Consider the following 16,693-nt stretch of genomic DNA (forward strand, 5'->3'; position numbering starts at 1 on the left):
TAAGGGGGCTGACAGGTGACAAAATTTTGTCGAATTATCACCTCCAATCCTGGCAGACACCCCGGAATCCTGCGTCGTAATTTTGGCACACACCCAATTTAACATTTATTACTTATTGTTTTTGTTATGTTTTTTAACATTGGCATAGCTTTAGCATAAACAAGGGTAGGATTTAACCCTGAGTGAGCTTTTACAATGAGCGGCATCTATAGCACACCTCAAAACCAATCTGCAGCCAATCCCATGCAGGTCTCTCAGTCATCATCGGTGATGGAGAACACCCTGGGCCTGGTTTTGCAACTGAGCGGGAAGCTGCAGACCACCCTCGAGGTGGATGCGGTGATTGAGCTATTCGCCAATGCCGTGCAGACTCAATTTCACTATGACACATTTGAATATCGTAGCAAGGATGGGGATATCGATATCCAATTTGGTGAGGATCCGGGCCGAAACAGGCTCAAGTATGACCTGAATGTACTGGATACCGCCCTCGGCCACATCATCATCAGCCGCACCAAGCGCTATAAGAAGAGTGAGATTGAGCAGATCGAGAATCTGCTTGCCGCCCTGCTCTACCCCCTACGTAATGCGCTGCTCTACCGGGCCGCCATTCAGAGCGCCTTCATCGATTCACTGACCGGGGTAAAGAACCGCAGTGCCTTCGATGAAAATTTCAGTCGCGATATCGAATTCAATCGTCGCAAACAGAGTGATCTGTCGCTGCTGGTATTGGATATCGACTTTTTCAAGAAGATCAATGACCAATATGGTCACGCGGTGGGTGACATGGTATTGAAGGAGATCGCCGCCTCAGTGGAACAGACCATTCGTAGCAGTGACGCCCTCTACCGCTATGGCGGTGAAGAGTTCGTGGTGGTATTGAACGATACCAACATTGCCGGGGCCAAGCTGTTGGCAAAGCGTATCCGTCACAATGTTGAAAATCTGCGTATCAAGTCATTGAAGGACGTGCGCATCACCCTCAGCGTGGGCGTCAGCGCCCTGCTTGAGCAGGACACCCCCCAGGGCCTGTTCGAACGTGCCGACGCCGCACTCTATCAGGCCAAACAGAATGGACGCAATCAGGTCTTCACCGCGGAGATCCCACTGGCCAGTTGATCATCCGGGTAGGCGCATAATTCGACCAGCGGGCAGTTGTCGCAAAGGGGTCTCTTGCTGCAATGCACCTTTACATGTTTCACGATCAATGCATGGTATTCGTTGAAGAGTGCGGCATCACTCGCCAATGCCGTTTCAAATCCCCCACGCAACGTCTCATAACCACAATCATCCGCTATCCATCCCAAGCGGCCGAACAGGCGCCGGGTATAGGCATCGATGACAAACACCGGCCGCTCGAAGGCATAGAGTAAAATATCATCCGCCGTCTCCGGCCCGATGCCGTGAACCGACAGCAGCCGCTCGCGCAACGCCTGGGTATCCAGCTGCTCCAGGGCGGGATTCTGTTGCAGAAACCGGCACAGACTTTGGAGCCGTTTGCGCTTGATATTGTAGTAGCCGGCCGGACGGATCAGCATGGCCAATCTATCCCCTGGCAGGGCGAGCAGGGATTCGAGCTTGAGTGCCTCTACGGCTTTGAGATTATGGATCGCCTTTTCCACATTCGACCAGGCGGTGTTCTGGGTCAGCACCGCCCCCACCATCACCTCGAACGGGGTGTCCGCCGGCCACCAGTGCTGGGGTCCATAACGATCGAACAGACGCCCATAGACCGCCATCAGCCGGGCAGTCGAGAGTGTCAGCGCGAGCGTCTTGTTCCGCCCCGCTTGCCTTTCCATATGGTGTCGGTGGCAGTGTCGGATGATTTGCGGGTCTGCTTTTTACCCCCGGGCCCCGGTTTTTTCTGGCCCCTGGTCTGATGGGACTTCTCCGGCTTGGCCACGGTACGGCCCTTAGCTTCACTACGCGGGGGTTTGGCCCGCTGGGGCTTTTTCTGCTTGGCCACCCTATGCCCCATGATATTGAGCAGATCATTCACCTCCTGCTCACTCAGGTAACGCCAGCGTCCCACTTTCAGGGCGCTCTCCAGTATCACACTGCCGTAGCGCACCCGTTTGAGACGACTGACCCGGGCGCCCACCGCCTCCCACATGCGTCTGACCTCCCGCTGGCGGCCCTCCATGATCACCACGTGATACCAACGATTGATGCCTTCACCGCCGGATTCGACGATCTCCTCGAAACGGGCCGGTCCATCCTCCAGCTCCACCCCATGGGTGAGTTCCTTCAACTGGGCTTCCGTGACCTCGCCCATCACCCTCACCGCATATTCACGCTCCACCTGACGGCTGGGATGCATGAGTTGATTGGCCAGTTCACCATCGGTGGTGAGCAGCAGCAGGCCGGAGGAGTTGATATCCAGACGCCCCACGGGTATCCAGCGCCCGTGCTTGAGCTTGGGCATGCGTTCGAAGACGGTATGCCGACCCTCGGGATCCTTGCGTGTCACCAACTCACCTTCCGGCTTGTTGTAGACAATGACCTCCCTGACCGGGGCCTCGAGCAGCCGTTTAGCCACCCGTTTTCCATCCACGAATATGACATCGTCCGGGCTCACCCGCTGCCCCAATACGGCAGCCACACCATTCACTTCCACCCGCCCCTCGACGATCCAGCCTTCGATCTGACGCCGTGAACCCATGCCCGCATTGGCCAGGACCTTCTGCAGGCGTTCGCCGGTTCTCTCGCTACTCTGTTTCATGGGCAGCGGGCTTGGACGGGGGTTCATCCTCGGAATCGGTCTGATTCATCCGCTCCTCTGGTGCTGTCTCGTCCCTGGCAGTCGCTGATGCATCCTCCTCCACGGGCTCTACACCGGACGGCTCATCATGAATGGGGATGGTGTCTTCACCCTCCACGGATGCAAGCCCTTCGGGGTCTTCATCCAGATCCTGCTCTGCTTCTGCTTCTGCCTCTAATTCTACCTCTGCCTCTGATTCTACCTCTGCCTCCGCCTCTCCCTGGGTGTCCTGCTTTTCAGGGTCGACCAGTTCCAGTTCCCGATTGATGGAGTCGAGATCGCGGATCTCGGCCAGGGTCGGCAACTCGTTCAGACTCTTGAGATTGAAGTAGTCGAGAAACTCCTTGGTGGTGGCATATAGGGCCGGTTTGCCGGGCACGTCCCGGTGGCCGACCACCCTGACCCACTCCCGTTCGGTGAGGGTCTTGATGATGTTGGTGCTGACCGAAACCCCGCGCACATCCTCGATCTCGCCCCGGGTCAGGGGTTGGCGATAGGCGATCAGGGCCAGGGTCTCCAACAGGGCGCGGGAGTATTTGGGCGGCCGCTCCGCCCAGAGCTTGGAGACCCAGGGAGAGAACTCCGCCCGCACCTGGATACGAAAGCCGCTGCCGACCTCGGTAACCTCTATGCCCCTGCCCTGATAGTCATCGGTGAGTTCGGCCAGTACCTGCCGCAGCTGTTTCTTGTCAGGCTCCTCGCGCTCGGGAAACAGGGACTGCAGTTGATCCAGGTTGAGGGGGCGTCCCGCAGCCAGCAAGGCGGCTTCGACTATCTTTTTTAAGCTATCTTCATCTGTCATATCAGGCTGTTTTCGCTTTCACATGAATGGGGGCAAAGTCATCCGTCTGGACCAGTTCCAGCAGGGAGGCCTTCAACAGCTCCAGCACCGCAAGAAAGGTCACCACCACACCCAGGCGACCCTCGGTAATATCGAACAGTTCAGTAAACGGAAGAAAATCCTTGCCATGCACCACCTGCAGGACATGGGACATCCGTTCTCTGACCGAGAGCTTTTCCCTCTCCACCCGGTGGCTGCTGAACATATCCGCACGGGTCATGACATCCTGCAGGGCCAGCAGGATCTCCCGCAGATCCACATCGGGATCCTTGGTCTCCACATGCCGCTCCACCAACTCCGCATGCCCCTGGAAAGTATCCCGATGCATCTGTTCCAGGCCGTCCAGGTCTTCCGCCGCCTGCTTGTAGCGCTCGTACTCCTGCAGACGCCTGATCAGCTCGGCCCTGGGATCATCCCCCTCCTCCTCCTCGCTGGTTGGCCTGGGCAGCAGCATGCGGGACTTGATCTCCGCCAGCATGGCCGCCATCACCAGATACTCCGCCGCCAGTTCGAGGCGCAGATCCTTCATCATCTCGATATATTGGACATATTGATCGGTGATGTCCGAGATGGGGATATCGAGAATATCCAGATTCTGACGTCGGATGAGATAGAGCAGCAGATCCAACGGCCCCTCGAAGGCATCGAGAAAGACCTCCAGCGCATCGGGGGGGATGTAGAGATCGGTGGGGGGCGTCGCCAGAGGCTCGCCCATGACCATGGCGAATGGCATCTCCTCCTGCTCCGGATGGTAGTGCGGATGTTGTTCAGCTTCTTCCATGTCAGATCCTAGTGGAGGTGGATACAGGGGTTGCGCAACAGTGGTGTTGCATCATCATACAAAAAAACCATCACTCATGATTGGAAACCCGCAAAGACATCGCCTCACGCACTTCCCGCATGGTCTCCTGGGCCACGACACGGGCCTTTTCGGATCCCTCGCTGATAATGCGTTGCACCAGATCGGGCTGGGCCTCGAATTCGGCGGCCCGCTGCTGCATCGGTTTCAGCTCGTTGAGTACCGCCTCGATCACCGGCCCCTTGCAGTCGAGGCAACCGATTCCAGCGGAACGGCACCCCTCCTCGACCCACTGTTTTGTGCCCTCATCGGAGTAGACCAGATGGAACTGCCACACCGGGCACTTCTGCGGATCCCCCGGGTCGGTGCGCCTGACCCGGTTGGTGTCGGTGGGCATGCGCTTCAGCATCTCCTCCACATCCTCCGGCTTCTCCCGCAGGGAGATCGTGTTCTGGTAGGACTTGGACATCTTCTGCCCGTCCAGTCCCGGCATCTTCGAGGCCTTGGTCAGTAACGGTTGTGGCTCCACCAGAATCATACGTCCGCTGCCTTCCAGATAACCGAGCAGACGTTCACGCTCTTCGGTGTTGATATTCTGCTGTGCCTGCAACAGTTCGCGACCGCTTTCCAGGGCCTGCGTATCGCCCTGCTCCTGATAGGCCCGTTGCAGTTGGGTGAACTGCTTGGCCGCCTTTTTACCCATCTTCTTGCGCGCCTGTTCAGCCTTCTCCTCGAAATCGGGCTCGCGTCCGTAGATATGGTTGAAACGGCGGGCCACTTCCCGGGTCAGCTCCACGTGGGCCACCTGATCCTCACCCACCGGCACCTGGGAGGCACGATAGATCAGGATGTCCGCTGACTGCAGCAACGGATAGCCAAGGAAGCCATAGGTGGCGAGATCCTTTTCCTTCAGCTTCTCCTGCTGATCCTTATAGCTGGGAACCCGTTCCAACCAGCCAAGGGGGGTGATCATGGAGAGCAGCAGATGCAGTTCCGCATGCTCAGGCACCAGGGACTGGACGAACAGGGTCGCCTTTTCCCTGTCGACACCGGCCGCCAGCCAGTCGATGACCATATCCCAGATACTCTCCGGGATGACACTCGGGTCGTCATAATGGGTGGTCAGGGCGTGCCAATCCGCGACGAAGAAGAAACACTCATGCCGGTGCTGCAGCTCCACCCAGTTCTTCAGCACACCATGGTAGTGGCCAAGATGTAGCCGACCTGTGGGACGCATGCCGGAGAGCACGCGGGATGGGCTTGACGACTGATTCAAAATTAACTCCTCGCAGGGCTGAGAATCACAGGTATAAGATTGGCAACTATATCACTGGCCGGCAGGATCATGATGGTCAATGCAACGATAGGCTCGAGGATGAAACCCAATAGTCCTGTCATAAGTAGAGCAAGTACGATAATGATGCCGTAGGACTCAAGCTTGGAGTAGGCATGGGCCTGTTTCGGCGGTAACAGGGAGTAGACCACCCGCCCACCATCCAGCGGCGGCACCGGCATCATGTTGAGCGCCATCAAGATGGCATTGATCAGCACACCGGTAACCCCCATCAATACCAACGGCACCCCCAGCCAGGCGAAGTCCTCCAGTGCCAGGGCGCCGGCGTAGACCAGGATCGACCAGATCAGGGCCATGATCAGGTTGGCGCCCGGCCCCGCTAGGGCAACCAGTCCCATATCCCGCTTCGGCTTGCGTAGATTGTTCCAGTTGACCGGCACCGGCTTGGCCCAACCGAACATAAAACCGGTCAGGAGATAGAGACCCAACGGCACCAGGATGGTACCCACCGGATCGATGTGTTTGAGAGGATTCAGGGTGACCCGCCCCAACATCTGCGCGGTCTTGTCCCCCAGGCGCTTGGCCATCCAACCATGGGCCGCTTCGTGCACCGTAATCGCGAAAATCAAGGGCAGAATGAAGATTGCCAGCTTTTGAATCAGGGTAAGCCCTTGCATTTAGTGTGTCCTGAAAAAGTGAATTTCACTACCGACTCAACGAGTTGAGACAGTCGTAACGGTACTTGAATAAGGCAAACCGTGGATTATACCTCGAACATGGATGTATCGCCCTTACCGGCCCTCACCACCTCCGGCAGCTCTTCCGTCATCACCACCACGGTGGTGGGTTCGAAGCCGCAATAACCCCCATCGATGATCAGATCCACCTCATGATCCAGCAGATCCCGCATCTCATAGGGATCGGTCAGGGGCATCTCCTCTCCCGGCATGATCAGGGTGGTGCTCATGATCGGTTCCGCCAGCTCCTCCAGCAGGGCACTGACGATGGCATTGTCCGGCACCCGGATGCCGATGGTCTTGCGTCGAGGATGCATCAGTCGCCTGGGCACCTGTTTTGTCGCCTTGTGGATGAATGTATAGGGTCCCGGCGTCAGGGCCTTCAACAGACGGTAGTCCCGATTATCGATCTTGGCGTAGTTGGAAATCTCGGTCAGATCCCGGCATACAAGAGTGAAGTTGTGGGACTGCTCCACCTTGCGGATGCGCCGAATACGCTCCATCGCCCCTTTGTCACCGATATGGCAGCCAAAGGCATAGCTGGAGTCGGTGGGGTAGACCACCAGGCCGCCCTCGCGGATGATCTCCACCGCCTGACTGATCAGCCGCGGCTGGGGATTGTCCGGATGTATCTGGAGAAACTGGGCCATCGGGATTGCCTGACAACTATACGGCCTTGAGGATATTCGACCTTGCTGTATCGATTGCCCACTCCGACCACAGGGGCCTGCAGCTGTCGGGCAATAGGGGCAGCTGTCCAAACTCGATCCAGGGATTGTCCGGGGAATGGAAATCGGAACCCGCCGAAGCCAACAAACCGAAATCACTGGCATGCCTGGCCATGGTGAAGTAGTCGTCACGGCTATGGCTGCCGGAGACCACCTCGATCGCCTCACCCTGGAGTTCCACAAACTCCCTGAACAGGCGTCTCAGCTTGGAGCGGGTCATTCTGTAGCGGGCGGGATGGGCCACCACGGCCACGCCCCCGGCGCCGTGTATCCATGCCAATGCCTGGGCCAATTCGGCCCATTGACCAGGCACGAATCCTGGTTTTCCGTTCACCAGGTAGTGCTTGAAGACCTTGCGCTCGTCACTCACCACGCCCTGTTCAACCAGATAGCGGGCGAAATGGGTGCGGCTTACCAGGGTGCCGTTGGAGTGGGCGAGCGCGCCCTCATAGGCGTCGCTGATACCGGCCTTTTCCAGTCTCTCGGCAATCGCTAGCGCACGCCAATCGCGAAACGCCCGCATCTCCCTCAATCCTTGTTGCAGCGCCCGGTTTTCGGGATCCACATTCAGACCGACGATATGCACCGTCTGCTTGTTCCAGGTGACCGAGATCTCCACACCGGGTATCAACACCAGGTCACAGTCGGCGGCGGCGGATTGCGCCTCCTCGATACCGGCGGTGGTGTCGTGATCGGTCAGGGCCAATACCCGCACCCCCGCATTCGCAGCACGGCAGACCAGCTCCCGTGGCGCGAGGGTTCCATCGGAAGCGGTTGAGTGACTGTGCAGATCGTATTCGCAAAACATGGGGGCGGATTGTACCCATAGTGAGGTCAAACCGATAGGCTTGTGTTGATATGCTGATACAATATCGCATATGTTATTTCCGATCCTCGATCTCAGTTATATTGGACAACGATTTGACGCTATCGCTCCGGCGGTGGTGTCGGCCGGTATGCAGGCCGGAGTCAAGGACCCGGACAACTCACCCACGGCGCTGCAACAGGCGATGCATCGGCTGATGGAACTGCTGGAGATCCTGATTGACCAGGTCGAGTCGGCCGACGAGGCCACTCATACCTCGCTGGATGAGCTGAGCGAGCTGGGGGATTACGGCATCAAGCTGCTGGTCGACTTCTCCACTATCGCCGCTGGCCTGGAGATGCCCCGGGAGAGTGAGGAGATGGAAGACCTGACCCTGCCCATGGCACTCTGGATCGTTCGCCACCAGGGAGAGCTGCGTACCCTTGAACCGGTGATCAACTCCCTTGCCCGCCTGGCCAACAGATTCAGGGAACCTTCCCAGCTACAGCAACTCTATGACCTGTCTGTGGAGTTGATCCAGGCCATGGAGCCCCTGATGCAACAGGAACCCACGCGCATTGAACTGGCCCACCCCTGGAGCATTTTGGTGATGAATCAGGCCATAATCGCCACCCGCAGTTATCAGCCCGAGCTGATTGAGCAGGCCTATGAGACCCTGTGTCGCCTGCTTCCCGATCAGGCGCCCGATTTTTTTCGCGAAGGCATGGAACAGATGGATGCCCAGAATTATCCACAGCTAGTCAAGGAAGTTGTTGAAAAGTATTATAATCTTTGGGGTCAGCCCAGGACGCTTCACTAATTGCCCGAATAAATAGCCATCTTTATATAGGCGGTCACTAAATCAGATGAAAACATGGTGTACTATGCAGCCTGCCATCGATACTATGCTTTTATCGTAAGATATTGATCACATAATGAAATTTCTCGCTGATTTTTTCCCCGTCATACTCTTTTTCGTAGCTTACAAGCTCTACGGCATCTATATCGCCACGGCTGTGGCCATCGCATCCTCCGTGGTTCAGGTTGCCTACGGCTGGCTGCGCAAGGGGCACGTGGAGAAGATGCACCTGATTACATTCGGCATCCTGCTGGTTTTCGGCGGCCTGACCATCCTGCTGCAGGATCGCACCTTTATCATGTGGAAGCCCTCCGTGATCAACTGGTTGTTCGGCGCCGTCTTTCTGGCCAGCCAATACATCGGAAAAAAACCGTTGGTACAACGCATGATGGAGAGCAGCATCTCCGTGCCCTATCCCGTTTGGAGAAAGCTCAACCTGACCTGGAGCCTGTTTTTTATCCTGCTGGGATTTCTCAACCTCTATGTGGCCAACGATTTCTTCATCGCGGAACAGCAGCTGATCGAAATCACAGGCCTGCAGCAGATCGATTTCGACAACTGCGGTCAGCATTTTCAGGGGAGTGAGCTGGAGATGTGTAATACTGCGCATACCCTTGAAGAGGACTGGGTCAATTTCAAACTGTTCGGCATGATGGGGCTGACCCTGGGATTCATCGTCCTGCAGGCCTTCTATCTGGCGCGCCATATCACTGAAAACGAATTGGAGGGGGCGTAATCGTGTACTACGCAATCATTGCAGAGGATCGGGATGACAGCCTGGAGCAACGTCTCAAGGCGCGGGACGATCACCTGGCAAGACTCAAACAGCTGCAGAATGAAGGACGTCTCCTGTTGGCCGGCCCCCACCCGATGATCGACAGCGAGGATCCAGGTCCCGCCGGTTTCTCCGGCAGTCTTATAGTGGCCGAATTCGACAGCCTGGAAAGCGCCAAGGGCTGGGCGGATGCCGATCCCTACATCGAGGCAGGCGTCTATGCCCGAGTGCATGTAAAACCCTTTAAGAAGGTACTGCCGGCCTGACAGGGGCAGTACCATAGCCATTCAACCAATCAATCACAACTAGGTAAGTTCAACGATGAATATGAAGATCTTTTTAGCTGCGGTTTGCAGCGCAGGACTGCTGACAGCTTGCAACCAGACTACGGATGAGGCTACCGCAGCCAAAACGGATAGCGAACGTTCAGCCACCGTGCCTGAAATGAACGAACCCGCTTCCGCCGATATGGATGTTGAGACCCTGCTCACCGTCAACGGCGAAGCCATCACCCGCACCATGTACAGCCTCTACTTCCAGGATCGCATGCGTAATGTGCCCGAGGCGCAAAACTCCCCAGAGATGCAGATGAGTGTGCTCAACGAGCTATCCAACATCATCATCGTGGCGCAGGACGCGGAGAAAAAAGGCATCCAGAATCGCCCTGAAGTCTCGGCCTCCATCGACCTGCTGAAGGCCAAGCTGCTGACCCAGATCGCGATTCAGGATTTCGCCAGCTCCCACGAGCCCAGCGAAGAGGAGATCCAGAAGTCCTACCAGGAGGATTATGCCGGGCAATCCAATACCGAATTCAAGGCCAGACATATCCTGGTGAAAGAGCAGCAGGAGGCAACCGCACTGATTGAAAAACTCGATGGCGGCGCCGACTTCGCCGAACTCGCCAAAGAGCACTCAACCGGCCCCACCGGCAAGAATGGCGGCGACCTGGGCTGGTTCGACGCAACACAGATGGTAAAACCTTTCGGTGATGCCCTGCTCGCCATGGAGAAAAGCAAATACAGCTCAGCCCCGGTTGAGACACAGTTTGGCTGGCACGTCATTCTGCTGGAAGACTCCCGTCAGTCAGAGGCCCCGGCCCTGGACAGCGTCAAGGATAAGATCGTCAACAAGCTGAAGCAGAGTGCCCTTTCCGACTATATGCAGGGTCTGCGCGACTCCAGCAAGCTGGTCTTCAATGAGAAGAACGCCAAGCCCGCCCCGGCTGCCGATGCTGCGGCCCCCGCCGCTGACGCACCTGCCACAGAGGCGCCAGCTGCTGATGCCGCGAGCACGACAATGGAAGAAAAGCCCGCCATGGAACAACCGGCAGAAGAAGCGAAGGAAGCCAAAGAGTAACCCACTAGTAGCACGGTGCCCGTCGCTCCAGGCGGGCACCCTTTCCATCCACTGCCGCTCTGATTTACGAAACTGCGCTGATCAGCGATCAGACGCTGCCGTATTCCCAACATTTATATCCGATATACAAATCCACTAAAAATACGAAGAAAAATACTAAAGCCATTTATCTCCCTCCGTGAATTCCCTGATTGCTTGCCTTTCCTGAGCAAATACTCTAAAAATGGTGCTAATTACGTCTCGGCGCGATCAGAAGGATGTCTGTCACCATGGATACGAAGGAAGCTATTTATCAAGTCGAGCCAGACCTCCATCGCCGTCCCCACTTCAAGCAAACACCCAATTCTAGAATCCTTGGGGTGATATTTATGCTCAGAATTCCTCTTTGTTTGTGTTATTTGCAGTTTGACAACAAAATAGAGAACTTTTCGGGTACTTTTAGCGGCATAAGACATTATTTGTGACGTCCACATAATCCGCTGTTATGCGTAAATAGGAGATCAACATTATGCAAGACAAAATGGAAGAAAGCCGAAAAAGGCAGCAATACTCTCCTAAAGAAATAGAACGTATTAATCAGCGAGAGATGGAACTGCTTTCGCTTCGAGAACATATCGAGGAACAGGAAAAACAGCTTGATGAATACAGGGCTAAACTTAAAAACGATCAGTTAAATCGTGAAAGAGAATTTCAAAATGAACTAATCAAAAGAGAGCAGTTCTTTTCTGAACGGGAAAAAAGTTTCGCAGAACGTCAAAGGAAGTTCGAAGAGACTGTTCAAATTAAGCAGATGGAAAATGAAGAATTGAAGAATCAGCTTAAAATGGAGGTAATAAAAAAGGAGAAAGAATTACATAAAATAAGGAATAATTTAGAAAAAGAGAAAGAACGTTATAACGAAGAAAGTCGAAATAAAATTGAGCGCACTTCTAAGGACTACGTTTCTGAAGCATTAGAATTACTTGGAAAAAAAGAGTCTGAGTTTCATACTAGATCTAAATCTTGGGCAGCTATTGGCGCAGGAGCAATTGTTTGTGGGTTAGTTTTCTTTGGGTATGTAACTATAACTTCATTTTCCTTAATACCAAATCCAGTTACATGGGAGTTTATAACATTTGCCGTATTTAAAGGATTGATTGTAGTTATTCTTTTTGCTGCACTAGCTAAATATTCCCTTATATTCAGTAATTCTTACATGCGAGAAGCTTTAAAAAATGCAGATAGGCGCCATGCAATAAATTTTGGTAAATTCTACTTAGAATCTTATGGCGCATCTGCAGAATGGGAGCAGATAAAGGAAGCATTTGAGCATTGGAATATTGCCGGAGTAAATACGTTTACGAAACCTGCAGAGGTAAATCTAGATGTTACTGCTTTAGAAAAACTAACTAGTGCCATTGAAAATATTGGTAAAGCAATACCTGTTTCTAAAAATGATAAAAACGCATAACAATAAAAATGCACTCGGAAAAAACAAAGCTACAGTCGTTCCTCCTTCCGCTTTGTTTTCCCAGTGATTTTGGCCGTTAGATGGCCAAAGCAACCGATATATCTTTCAAGTAGTGAGTTCTAATGGCAAGAAAAGCAATTGCACCCGCACTTAATAATAAACTGCTCTATGAGAGTCGGTATTGCTGCGCTATATGCCAGAAAAGCGGATGCCAAATTCACCATATTGATCAAGACCATTCTAACAACTCCGAAGGGAATCTAATTGTCCTGTGCGCCGCTCACCACGATGAAGCTCACACAACACGGATAATGTCGAATAATTTGGATGCACGGGCTTTACGCCACGCTAAAAATGAGTGGACTGAACAGGTACAAAATTCACGAACATTGGCCGCAACACTAGAAGGTCAAACTCAAACTGCCGAGAACGAGTGGCTATCCTCAGGAGTATCTTGGGGCTATATCAATCACAAACGTGTCGCGCAAATGTCGCATTTAGAAAAGCTATCTAGCAAAGGGCTGGGATTCCTAGATTATTGTCGCAATAAAAACATGGTTGATGATGATGCGATCATTATTAAGCCCAGTAACATATCGGCTAGCAGTTCGTTTAGTAGCAATAGTGTTTATGATTGGTTCGATTTCGGGGATGACCAACGGTTACACGCATTATACTCGGAGATGGTTGATCAAGTTGGTCGAGACACAAACGTGATCCATTTAGAACCATCTGCATGGACAAAAACAAGAATTAAAAGCTTAGTAAGCCCTGGAAGCTTCATTTTCTTAAATAAGGGCATTTATTTTAAGTCGATTAACGAAACAAAGGAAAACAACCATAGAAGGTGCCAAACTTTTAAAAATAAGGTCCATGTCGAATTCTACGTAGACACCATTGATATGTTTGGAACCACATCAATGACCGTATCGTTCCAAGGCCACCAATCATGTGCTGCTTTGCTACTCGTAAAGTCATTATCAGAAAACGAAGATGGTGATATATTACTGAACTGTACGCCACTCGCTCTAGGAGTAGGATTTAGAGATGCGAACGATATACAGGCCATCTAACAAGCGACTGTGGTGTCAATAGCATCACCCAGCCTAGTAAGCCCATACGCAATTATCCCGCACCATTGCATTCAAAATCGTAATCATTTTTCGCATGCAAGCGACAATAGCAACTTTCTTATGCTTGCCTTTTGCTACCAATAGATCGTACTGGGCCTTAATCACTGGATTGCATTGAATCGCACTCACAGTTGCCATATAGAGGATCACTCGGATAGTGTTTCTACCACCCTGTATCCTTCGCTTACCTTTAGTCCGACCACTATCTCTGTTGATAGGGGCGAGTCCAGTCAGCGCAGCGATTTGTTTGTTGTTCAATGTACCCAATTAGGGTAGATCCCCAAGCAGTGTGTAAATGAGTACGTTTCCAACACCCGGTACTGTTGATAGGACCTCCTTGCGATCAGCCCACTCTGACTCTTTATCAATGGCCTTATCTATCTGTTGATCAACCCAGGTGATTTCCTTGTCCAGCTGTTTCAGGTGTCGCCGATATGAGGCTCCCAAGCGCCTCATACCCATAATGCCCTGGCGATTAAGTTCTTTGGTCCTCATCTCCATCAATTGTCGCCGTCGCACCGATAGGTCCTTAAGATTTCGTATATTTTCCGATATCTTCGATCGAATTCTGGGTTTTACAGTAGCCGCATACTCAGCAATCACGCGTGCATCAATCTTATCGGTCTTGGCTAACTGCTCGGTGTCACGAGCAAACTGCCGAACAGCAGAAGGTTTGGCAATAACGACCGGAATGCCTCGGTCGTAGGCTGCATAGACCAGGTCAAATTCGTAACGACCGGTCGCTTCAACCACTAACCGAGATACCTTGTACCGGCCAATCCGATTGAGTGCCGCGCGAATTCCCTCTGTAGAATTATCAACTTGCCAATAAACCCCTCTCTCATAAATATGTATATCTAATGTGTACTTGCCTACATTTACACCAATATTGACGCCCGGTACTCGCTTTTGGATCGTTGCCATAAGAACTCTTCCTTGCTAAATTCGGGCTTAGAAGCCCATTCGACTGTTCGAGTTAGTAAATCGGGTCGGCGACCTGCCCATGCTTATTAACGATCTTTAATGATCTATCGCTCATCGGGCTAGGCCACCGGTAACTTGGTGGTGCAAGTTACGGGCTTCATTTTAACACTTCTTAATGAAGGCAAGGATCGGCTATTGATATCCACATTCAACCATACAAGGTACTCCAGCCGACGCCAAAAAGCGGCGCGGCTAAGCTTAAACGTTAGGTTGCTTTTCTGCCCTATTAGTCACGTAAATTTACTCGAAGCAAGGAACGTGTAGGTTGTCGAACGATCAAGTTGAAAAATCATTATTGGAGTCCGTCCGGGAGTGGATCTGCGATAACTACTCAGTACGAGTAAGATTTATTGCGGAAGTTGACGTGGAGGGCTTTAGGCTTTGGGAAGCCGCGATAGGGTTTACGCCGCTGCTACTTAAAGAAGATAATTCATTTTCAATAAAATCGGAAAAAATACTTGTCGGGCAAATAGATCTTAATCTAGCGACAAAACAAAATTGTTTAGATATTTTTGAGAAAGCAATGCGCGGCGTTATCGATACCCCAGATGGTGTGGTGACGCTTGCTACGGAAACAGGTTACAGCTGTTACTCAGAGACAAGCCACAGAGACCGTTGGTATTATGACTTGCATCTGTCTGTGAGAGGGAGTGTCAATAACCCAGTATCAGGGCATGACTTGGCGCAGATTGATAATATTTTGCGTCTTTCCACGCCTCCGTTCGATGGTATTTACGATGCCGCTACATGGTTGGGTCTGGGTGGCGCGATTCAGGGCCACAATAATTCGGTAATAGAATTAAGAATTAGTCCTCCCGTCGATTTATTCTTCGAAAAGTGCGCGCTAGTTGACGACACATTTAGCTTGGCATTACATGCCCTTCCTGGGTTCGATACAAGTCTTCTTCATGTGGCAGTTAGAGGCGCGCCTGGAGACAACTTAAAGACACGCCTTCAAATCGCCTCTGAGATAATATGGGAGCAGAGAGAAGATAACCTGGTTCTAGGTACAGCATCTGTTGAGTTAAGTAATTCAGACAGTGTTATTGTCATGCTAATGATTGGAAACTCAATTGTCCGGAGGCAGTGGTTTTTAGACCCAAGCAAGGCCAGAAACAATCGATTGCTAGCAGTTCAAAGTTTTGATAGTGAACTGAAAATGATAAAAAATGCAGTATTAGAAACACCGGATTCATCCAGATTCGAAAATGGGATAGCTGCTCTGTTATTCATCTTAGGTTTTTCTCCTTGTGTTCAACTTGAAACAGATTCTCCGGATTTAATTGTTCAAACGCCTAATGGCCGGCTTATTCTTATTGAGTGCACATTGCGAATCGCAGATTTCTCAGCGAAAGTCGGTAAGCTCGTCGATAGAAGGGGTAAGTTAATTAAAGAGCTAGAAAAAAGTGGGCATTCTAGCTCAATAGCAACGGTACTCGTTTGTAGGCTTCCGAGAGATCAAATTGCGGCTCACGCTGAAGATTTAGCATCATATAAGACAATACTAATTACGCACAAGCAATTGAAAAACGCATTTGATCAAGTCCGTTACCATAACGATCCGGACAGTATTTTAGACGAGGCAGAGTCCGCGCTTAACGATGATAACCAAATGACGCTTGGATTGGAGTCTTAGTGAATAGCAACCATACAATGCGGCCCAGTCCGACGCGGCAGAGCCGCGCGCCTGGCCTTAATCGTTCATAAAATTAACAAGTGATATGAATATCGGCGGTATCGTAGCAAGAGCTGCATTGCTCAAAGAGCAAATGAAAAAAAGGCCCTGTAAGCGCTGTGGCCTGCTATACGACCCAACAAAAGATAAGAGATGCCCCCATTGTGACCACCTTGATCAAAAAGGGCTGGAAGCGCTAATTGAAAAGCGGAAACGTGAGCATCAAGGTAATAAACAGCTCGGCAAGGTATTCTTTTTTGTTGCACTTGTCATATTTATGCTCATGCTGATTCTTTGGCTATCACAAAGTATATAATAAGATATCATGCTCAAATACTGCCCATACTGTACTAAACCATTAGGCTTTATACCGCTTATCAAGCAACGGCTTTTCGCAAAAGAGAGTGCAGCACTGATCTGTGATAAATGTGGCTCTTCCATCTCCCAGTCGGGAAGCGCTAAACTCGGGATTTTGATTGGTGGCGGCGGCATCTGT

18 protein-coding genes and 1 pseudogene are annotated in these 16,693 nt (G+C 52.1%); 9 read left to right on the forward strand and 10 right to left on the reverse strand.

Translation table 11 applies throughout. The features are described 5' to 3' along the window. Nucleotides 1-195: 195 nt before the first annotated feature. Nucleotides 196-1,119 carry a GGDEF domain-containing protein gene (locus tag R2K28_RS11315; RefSeq protein ID WP_316364433.1) on the forward strand — a complete coding sequence of 308 codons (924 nt, stop codon included), beginning with the start codon at nt 196-198 and terminating at the stop codon, nt 1,117-1,119. Here the strand turns inward: R2K28_RS11315 and R2K28_RS11320 are convergent. The 8 genes and pseudogenes from R2K28_RS11320 to R2K28_RS11355 form a co-directional block, all read right to left on the reverse strand. Further along, on the reverse strand, nt 1,083-1,799 hold the full coding sequence (locus R2K28_RS11320; RefSeq protein ID WP_442871394.1) for an endonuclease III domain-containing protein: 717 nt from the start codon (nt 1,797-1,799) through the stop codon (nt 1,083-1,085). The two genes, R2K28_RS11315 and R2K28_RS11320, sit on opposite strands and share 37 nt — an antisense overlap. Further along, the gene (gene rluB / locus R2K28_RS11325; RefSeq protein ID WP_316364434.1) at nt 1,760-2,749 is read right to left on the reverse strand and encodes a 23S rRNA pseudouridine(2605) synthase RluB; all 990 of its coding nucleotides are present in this window, start codon (nt 2,747-2,749) and stop codon (nt 1,760-1,762) included. Before rluB ends, R2K28_RS11320 begins: the two co-directional genes overlap by 40 nt. Before the next feature lie 255 nt (nt 2,750-3,004). Continuing rightward, nucleotides 3,005-3,563 (reverse strand): annotated as a pseudogene (gene scpB / locus R2K28_RS11330) (SMC-Scp complex subunit ScpB); the annotation flags it as partial. A gap of 1 nt (nt 3,564) precedes the next feature. Then, entirely contained in the window at nt 3,565-4,383 is an 819-nt protein-coding gene (locus R2K28_RS11335) for a segregation and condensation protein A (RefSeq protein WP_316364436.1), read from the reverse strand. Between the two features lie 70 nt (nt 4,384-4,453). Next, complete coding sequence (locus tag R2K28_RS11340; RefSeq protein WP_442871438.1) at nt 4,454-5,638, reverse strand: tryptophan--tRNA ligase; 1,185 nt, start codon at nt 5,636-5,638, stop codon at nt 4,454-4,456. A 41-nt stretch (nt 5,639-5,679) separates the two neighbouring features. Continuing rightward, complete coding sequence (locus tag R2K28_RS11345) at nt 5,680-6,372, reverse strand: site-2 protease family protein (protein WP_316364437.1); 693 nt, start codon at nt 6,370-6,372, stop codon at nt 5,680-5,682. Between the two features lie 86 nt (nt 6,373-6,458). Beyond that, on the reverse strand, nt 6,459-7,082 hold the full coding sequence (locus tag R2K28_RS11350) for an L-threonylcarbamoyladenylate synthase (protein WP_316364439.1): 624 nt from the start codon (nt 7,080-7,082) through the stop codon (nt 6,459-6,461). Between the two features lie 16 nt (nt 7,083-7,098). After that, a complete protein-coding gene (locus R2K28_RS11355) occupies nt 7,099-7,968 on the reverse strand; it encodes a PHP domain-containing protein (protein WP_316364440.1) in 870 nt (289 codons plus the stop codon). 70 nt (nt 7,969-8,038) lie between these two features. Here R2K28_RS11355 and R2K28_RS11360 point away from each other — a divergent pair, with 70 nt between their 5' ends. The 6 genes from R2K28_RS11360 to R2K28_RS11385 all read left to right on the forward strand — a co-directional run bounded on the left by R2K28_RS11360 (nt 8,039) and on the right by R2K28_RS11385 (nt 13,478). Continuing rightward, nucleotides 8,039-8,785 carry a hypothetical protein gene (locus tag R2K28_RS11360; protein ID WP_316364441.1) on the forward strand — a complete coding sequence of 249 codons (747 nt, stop codon included), beginning with the start codon at nt 8,039-8,041 and terminating at the stop codon, nt 8,783-8,785. Nucleotides 8,786-8,900: 115 nt separating this feature from the next. Further along, nucleotides 8,901-9,560, forward strand: a complete 660-nt coding sequence (locus R2K28_RS11365) for a septation protein A (RefSeq protein WP_316364442.1) — start codon at nt 8,901-8,903, stop codon at nt 9,558-9,560. A gap of 2 nt (nt 9,561-9,562) precedes the next feature. Continuing rightward, nucleotides 9,563-9,865, forward strand: coding sequence for a YciI family protein (locus R2K28_RS11370; RefSeq protein WP_116446950.1), 303 nt, complete (start codon nt 9,563-9,565; stop codon nt 9,863-9,865). A gap of 55 nt (nt 9,866-9,920) precedes the next feature. Then, on the forward strand, nt 9,921-10,955 hold the full coding sequence (locus R2K28_RS11375; protein ID WP_316364443.1) for a peptidylprolyl isomerase: 1,035 nt from the start codon (nt 9,921-9,923) through the stop codon (nt 10,953-10,955). 508 nt (nt 10,956-11,463) lie between these two features. Next, nucleotides 11,464-12,405 (forward strand): hypothetical protein, encoded by a 942-nt coding sequence (locus R2K28_RS11380; RefSeq protein ID WP_316364444.1) that lies wholly within the window; start codon nt 11,464-11,466, stop codon nt 12,403-12,405. A 122-nt stretch (nt 12,406-12,527) separates the two neighbouring features. Then, nucleotides 12,528-13,478, forward strand: coding sequence for an HNH endonuclease signature motif containing protein (locus tag R2K28_RS11385; RefSeq protein WP_316364445.1), 951 nt, complete (start codon nt 12,528-12,530; stop codon nt 13,476-13,478). 33 nt (nt 13,479-13,511) lie between these two features. Here R2K28_RS11385 and R2K28_RS20450 read toward each other — a convergent pair whose 3' ends face one another. Further along, nucleotides 13,512-13,805 carry a transposase gene (locus R2K28_RS20450; protein ID WP_442871395.1) on the reverse strand — a complete coding sequence of 98 codons (294 nt, stop codon included), beginning with the start codon at nt 13,803-13,805 and terminating at the stop codon, nt 13,512-13,514. Next, nucleotides 13,806-14,462, reverse strand: a complete 657-nt coding sequence (locus R2K28_RS11390) for an IS110 family transposase (RefSeq protein WP_316364447.1) — start codon at nt 14,460-14,462, stop codon at nt 13,806-13,808. A gap of 325 nt (nt 14,463-14,787) precedes the next feature. Between R2K28_RS11390 and R2K28_RS11395 the strand changes: the two genes are divergently transcribed. Then, on the forward strand, nt 14,788-16,158 hold the full coding sequence (locus R2K28_RS11395; RefSeq protein WP_316364448.1) for a hypothetical protein: 1,371 nt from the start codon (nt 14,788-14,790) through the stop codon (nt 16,156-16,158). An 85-nt stretch (nt 16,159-16,243) separates the two neighbouring features. Further along, the gene (locus R2K28_RS11400; protein ID WP_316364449.1) at nt 16,244-16,513 is read left to right on the forward strand and encodes a hypothetical protein; all 270 of its coding nucleotides are present in this window, start codon (nt 16,244-16,246) and stop codon (nt 16,511-16,513) included. Nucleotides 16,514-16,693: the final 180 nt, after the last annotated feature.

The sequence above is a fragment of the Candidatus Thiodiazotropha sp. CDECU1 genome (assembly GCF_963455295.1).
Taxonomy (GTDB): Bacteria; Pseudomonadota; Gammaproteobacteria; order Chromatiales; family Chromatiaceae; genus Thiodiazotropha.

Bases quoted from the DNA above. Each gene is read 5' to 3' on its own strand.
- R2K28_RS11315 (WP_316364433.1), top strand. From the start codon at position 196: ATGAGCGGCATCTATAGCACACCTCAAAACCAATCTGCAGCCAATCCC.
- R2K28_RS11375 (WP_316364443.1), top strand. From the start codon at position 9,921: ATGAATATGAAGATCTTTTTAGCTGCGGTTTGCAGCGCAGGACTGCTG.
- R2K28_RS11345 (WP_316364437.1), bottom strand. From the start codon at position 6,372: ATGCAAGGGCTTACCCTGATTCAAAAGCTGGCAATCTTCATTCTGCCC.
- R2K28_RS11320 (WP_442871394.1), bottom strand. From the start codon at position 1,799: ATGGAAAGGCAAGCGGGGCGGAACAAGACGCTCGCGCTGACACTCTCG.
- R2K28_RS11350 (WP_316364439.1), bottom strand. From the start codon at position 7,082: ATGGCCCAGTTTCTCCAGATACATCCGGACAATCCCCAGCCGCGGCTG.
- R2K28_RS11380 (WP_316364444.1), top strand. From the start codon at position 11,464: ATGCAAGACAAAATGGAAGAAAGCCGAAAAAGGCAGCAATACTCTCCT.
- R2K28_RS11390 (WP_316364447.1), bottom strand. From the start codon at position 14,462: ATGGCAACGATCCAAAAGCGAGTACCGGGCGTCAATATTGGTGTAAAT.
- R2K28_RS11360 (WP_316364441.1), top strand. From the start codon at position 8,039: ATGTTATTTCCGATCCTCGATCTCAGTTATATTGGACAACGATTTGAC.
- R2K28_RS11340 (WP_442871438.1), bottom strand. From the start codon at position 5,638: ATGCGTCCCACAGGTCGGCTACATCTTGGCCACTACCATGGTGTGCTG.
- R2K28_RS11400 (WP_316364449.1), top strand. From the start codon at position 16,244: ATGAATATCGGCGGTATCGTAGCAAGAGCTGCATTGCTCAAAGAGCAA.
- R2K28_RS11335 (WP_316364436.1), bottom strand. From the start codon at position 4,383: ATGGAAGAAGCTGAACAACATCCGCACTACCATCCGGAGCAGGAGGAG.
- R2K28_RS11385 (WP_316364445.1), top strand. From the start codon at position 12,528: ATGGCAAGAAAAGCAATTGCACCCGCACTTAATAATAAACTGCTCTAT.
- R2K28_RS11365 (WP_316364442.1), top strand. From the start codon at position 8,901: ATGAAATTTCTCGCTGATTTTTTCCCCGTCATACTCTTTTTCGTAGCT.
- R2K28_RS11355 (WP_316364440.1), bottom strand. From the start codon at position 7,968: ATGTTTTGCGAATACGATCTGCACAGTCACTCAACCGCTTCCGATGGA.
- rluB (WP_316364434.1), bottom strand. From the start codon at position 2,749: ATGAACCCCCGTCCAAGCCCGCTGCCCATGAAACAGAGTAGCGAGAGA.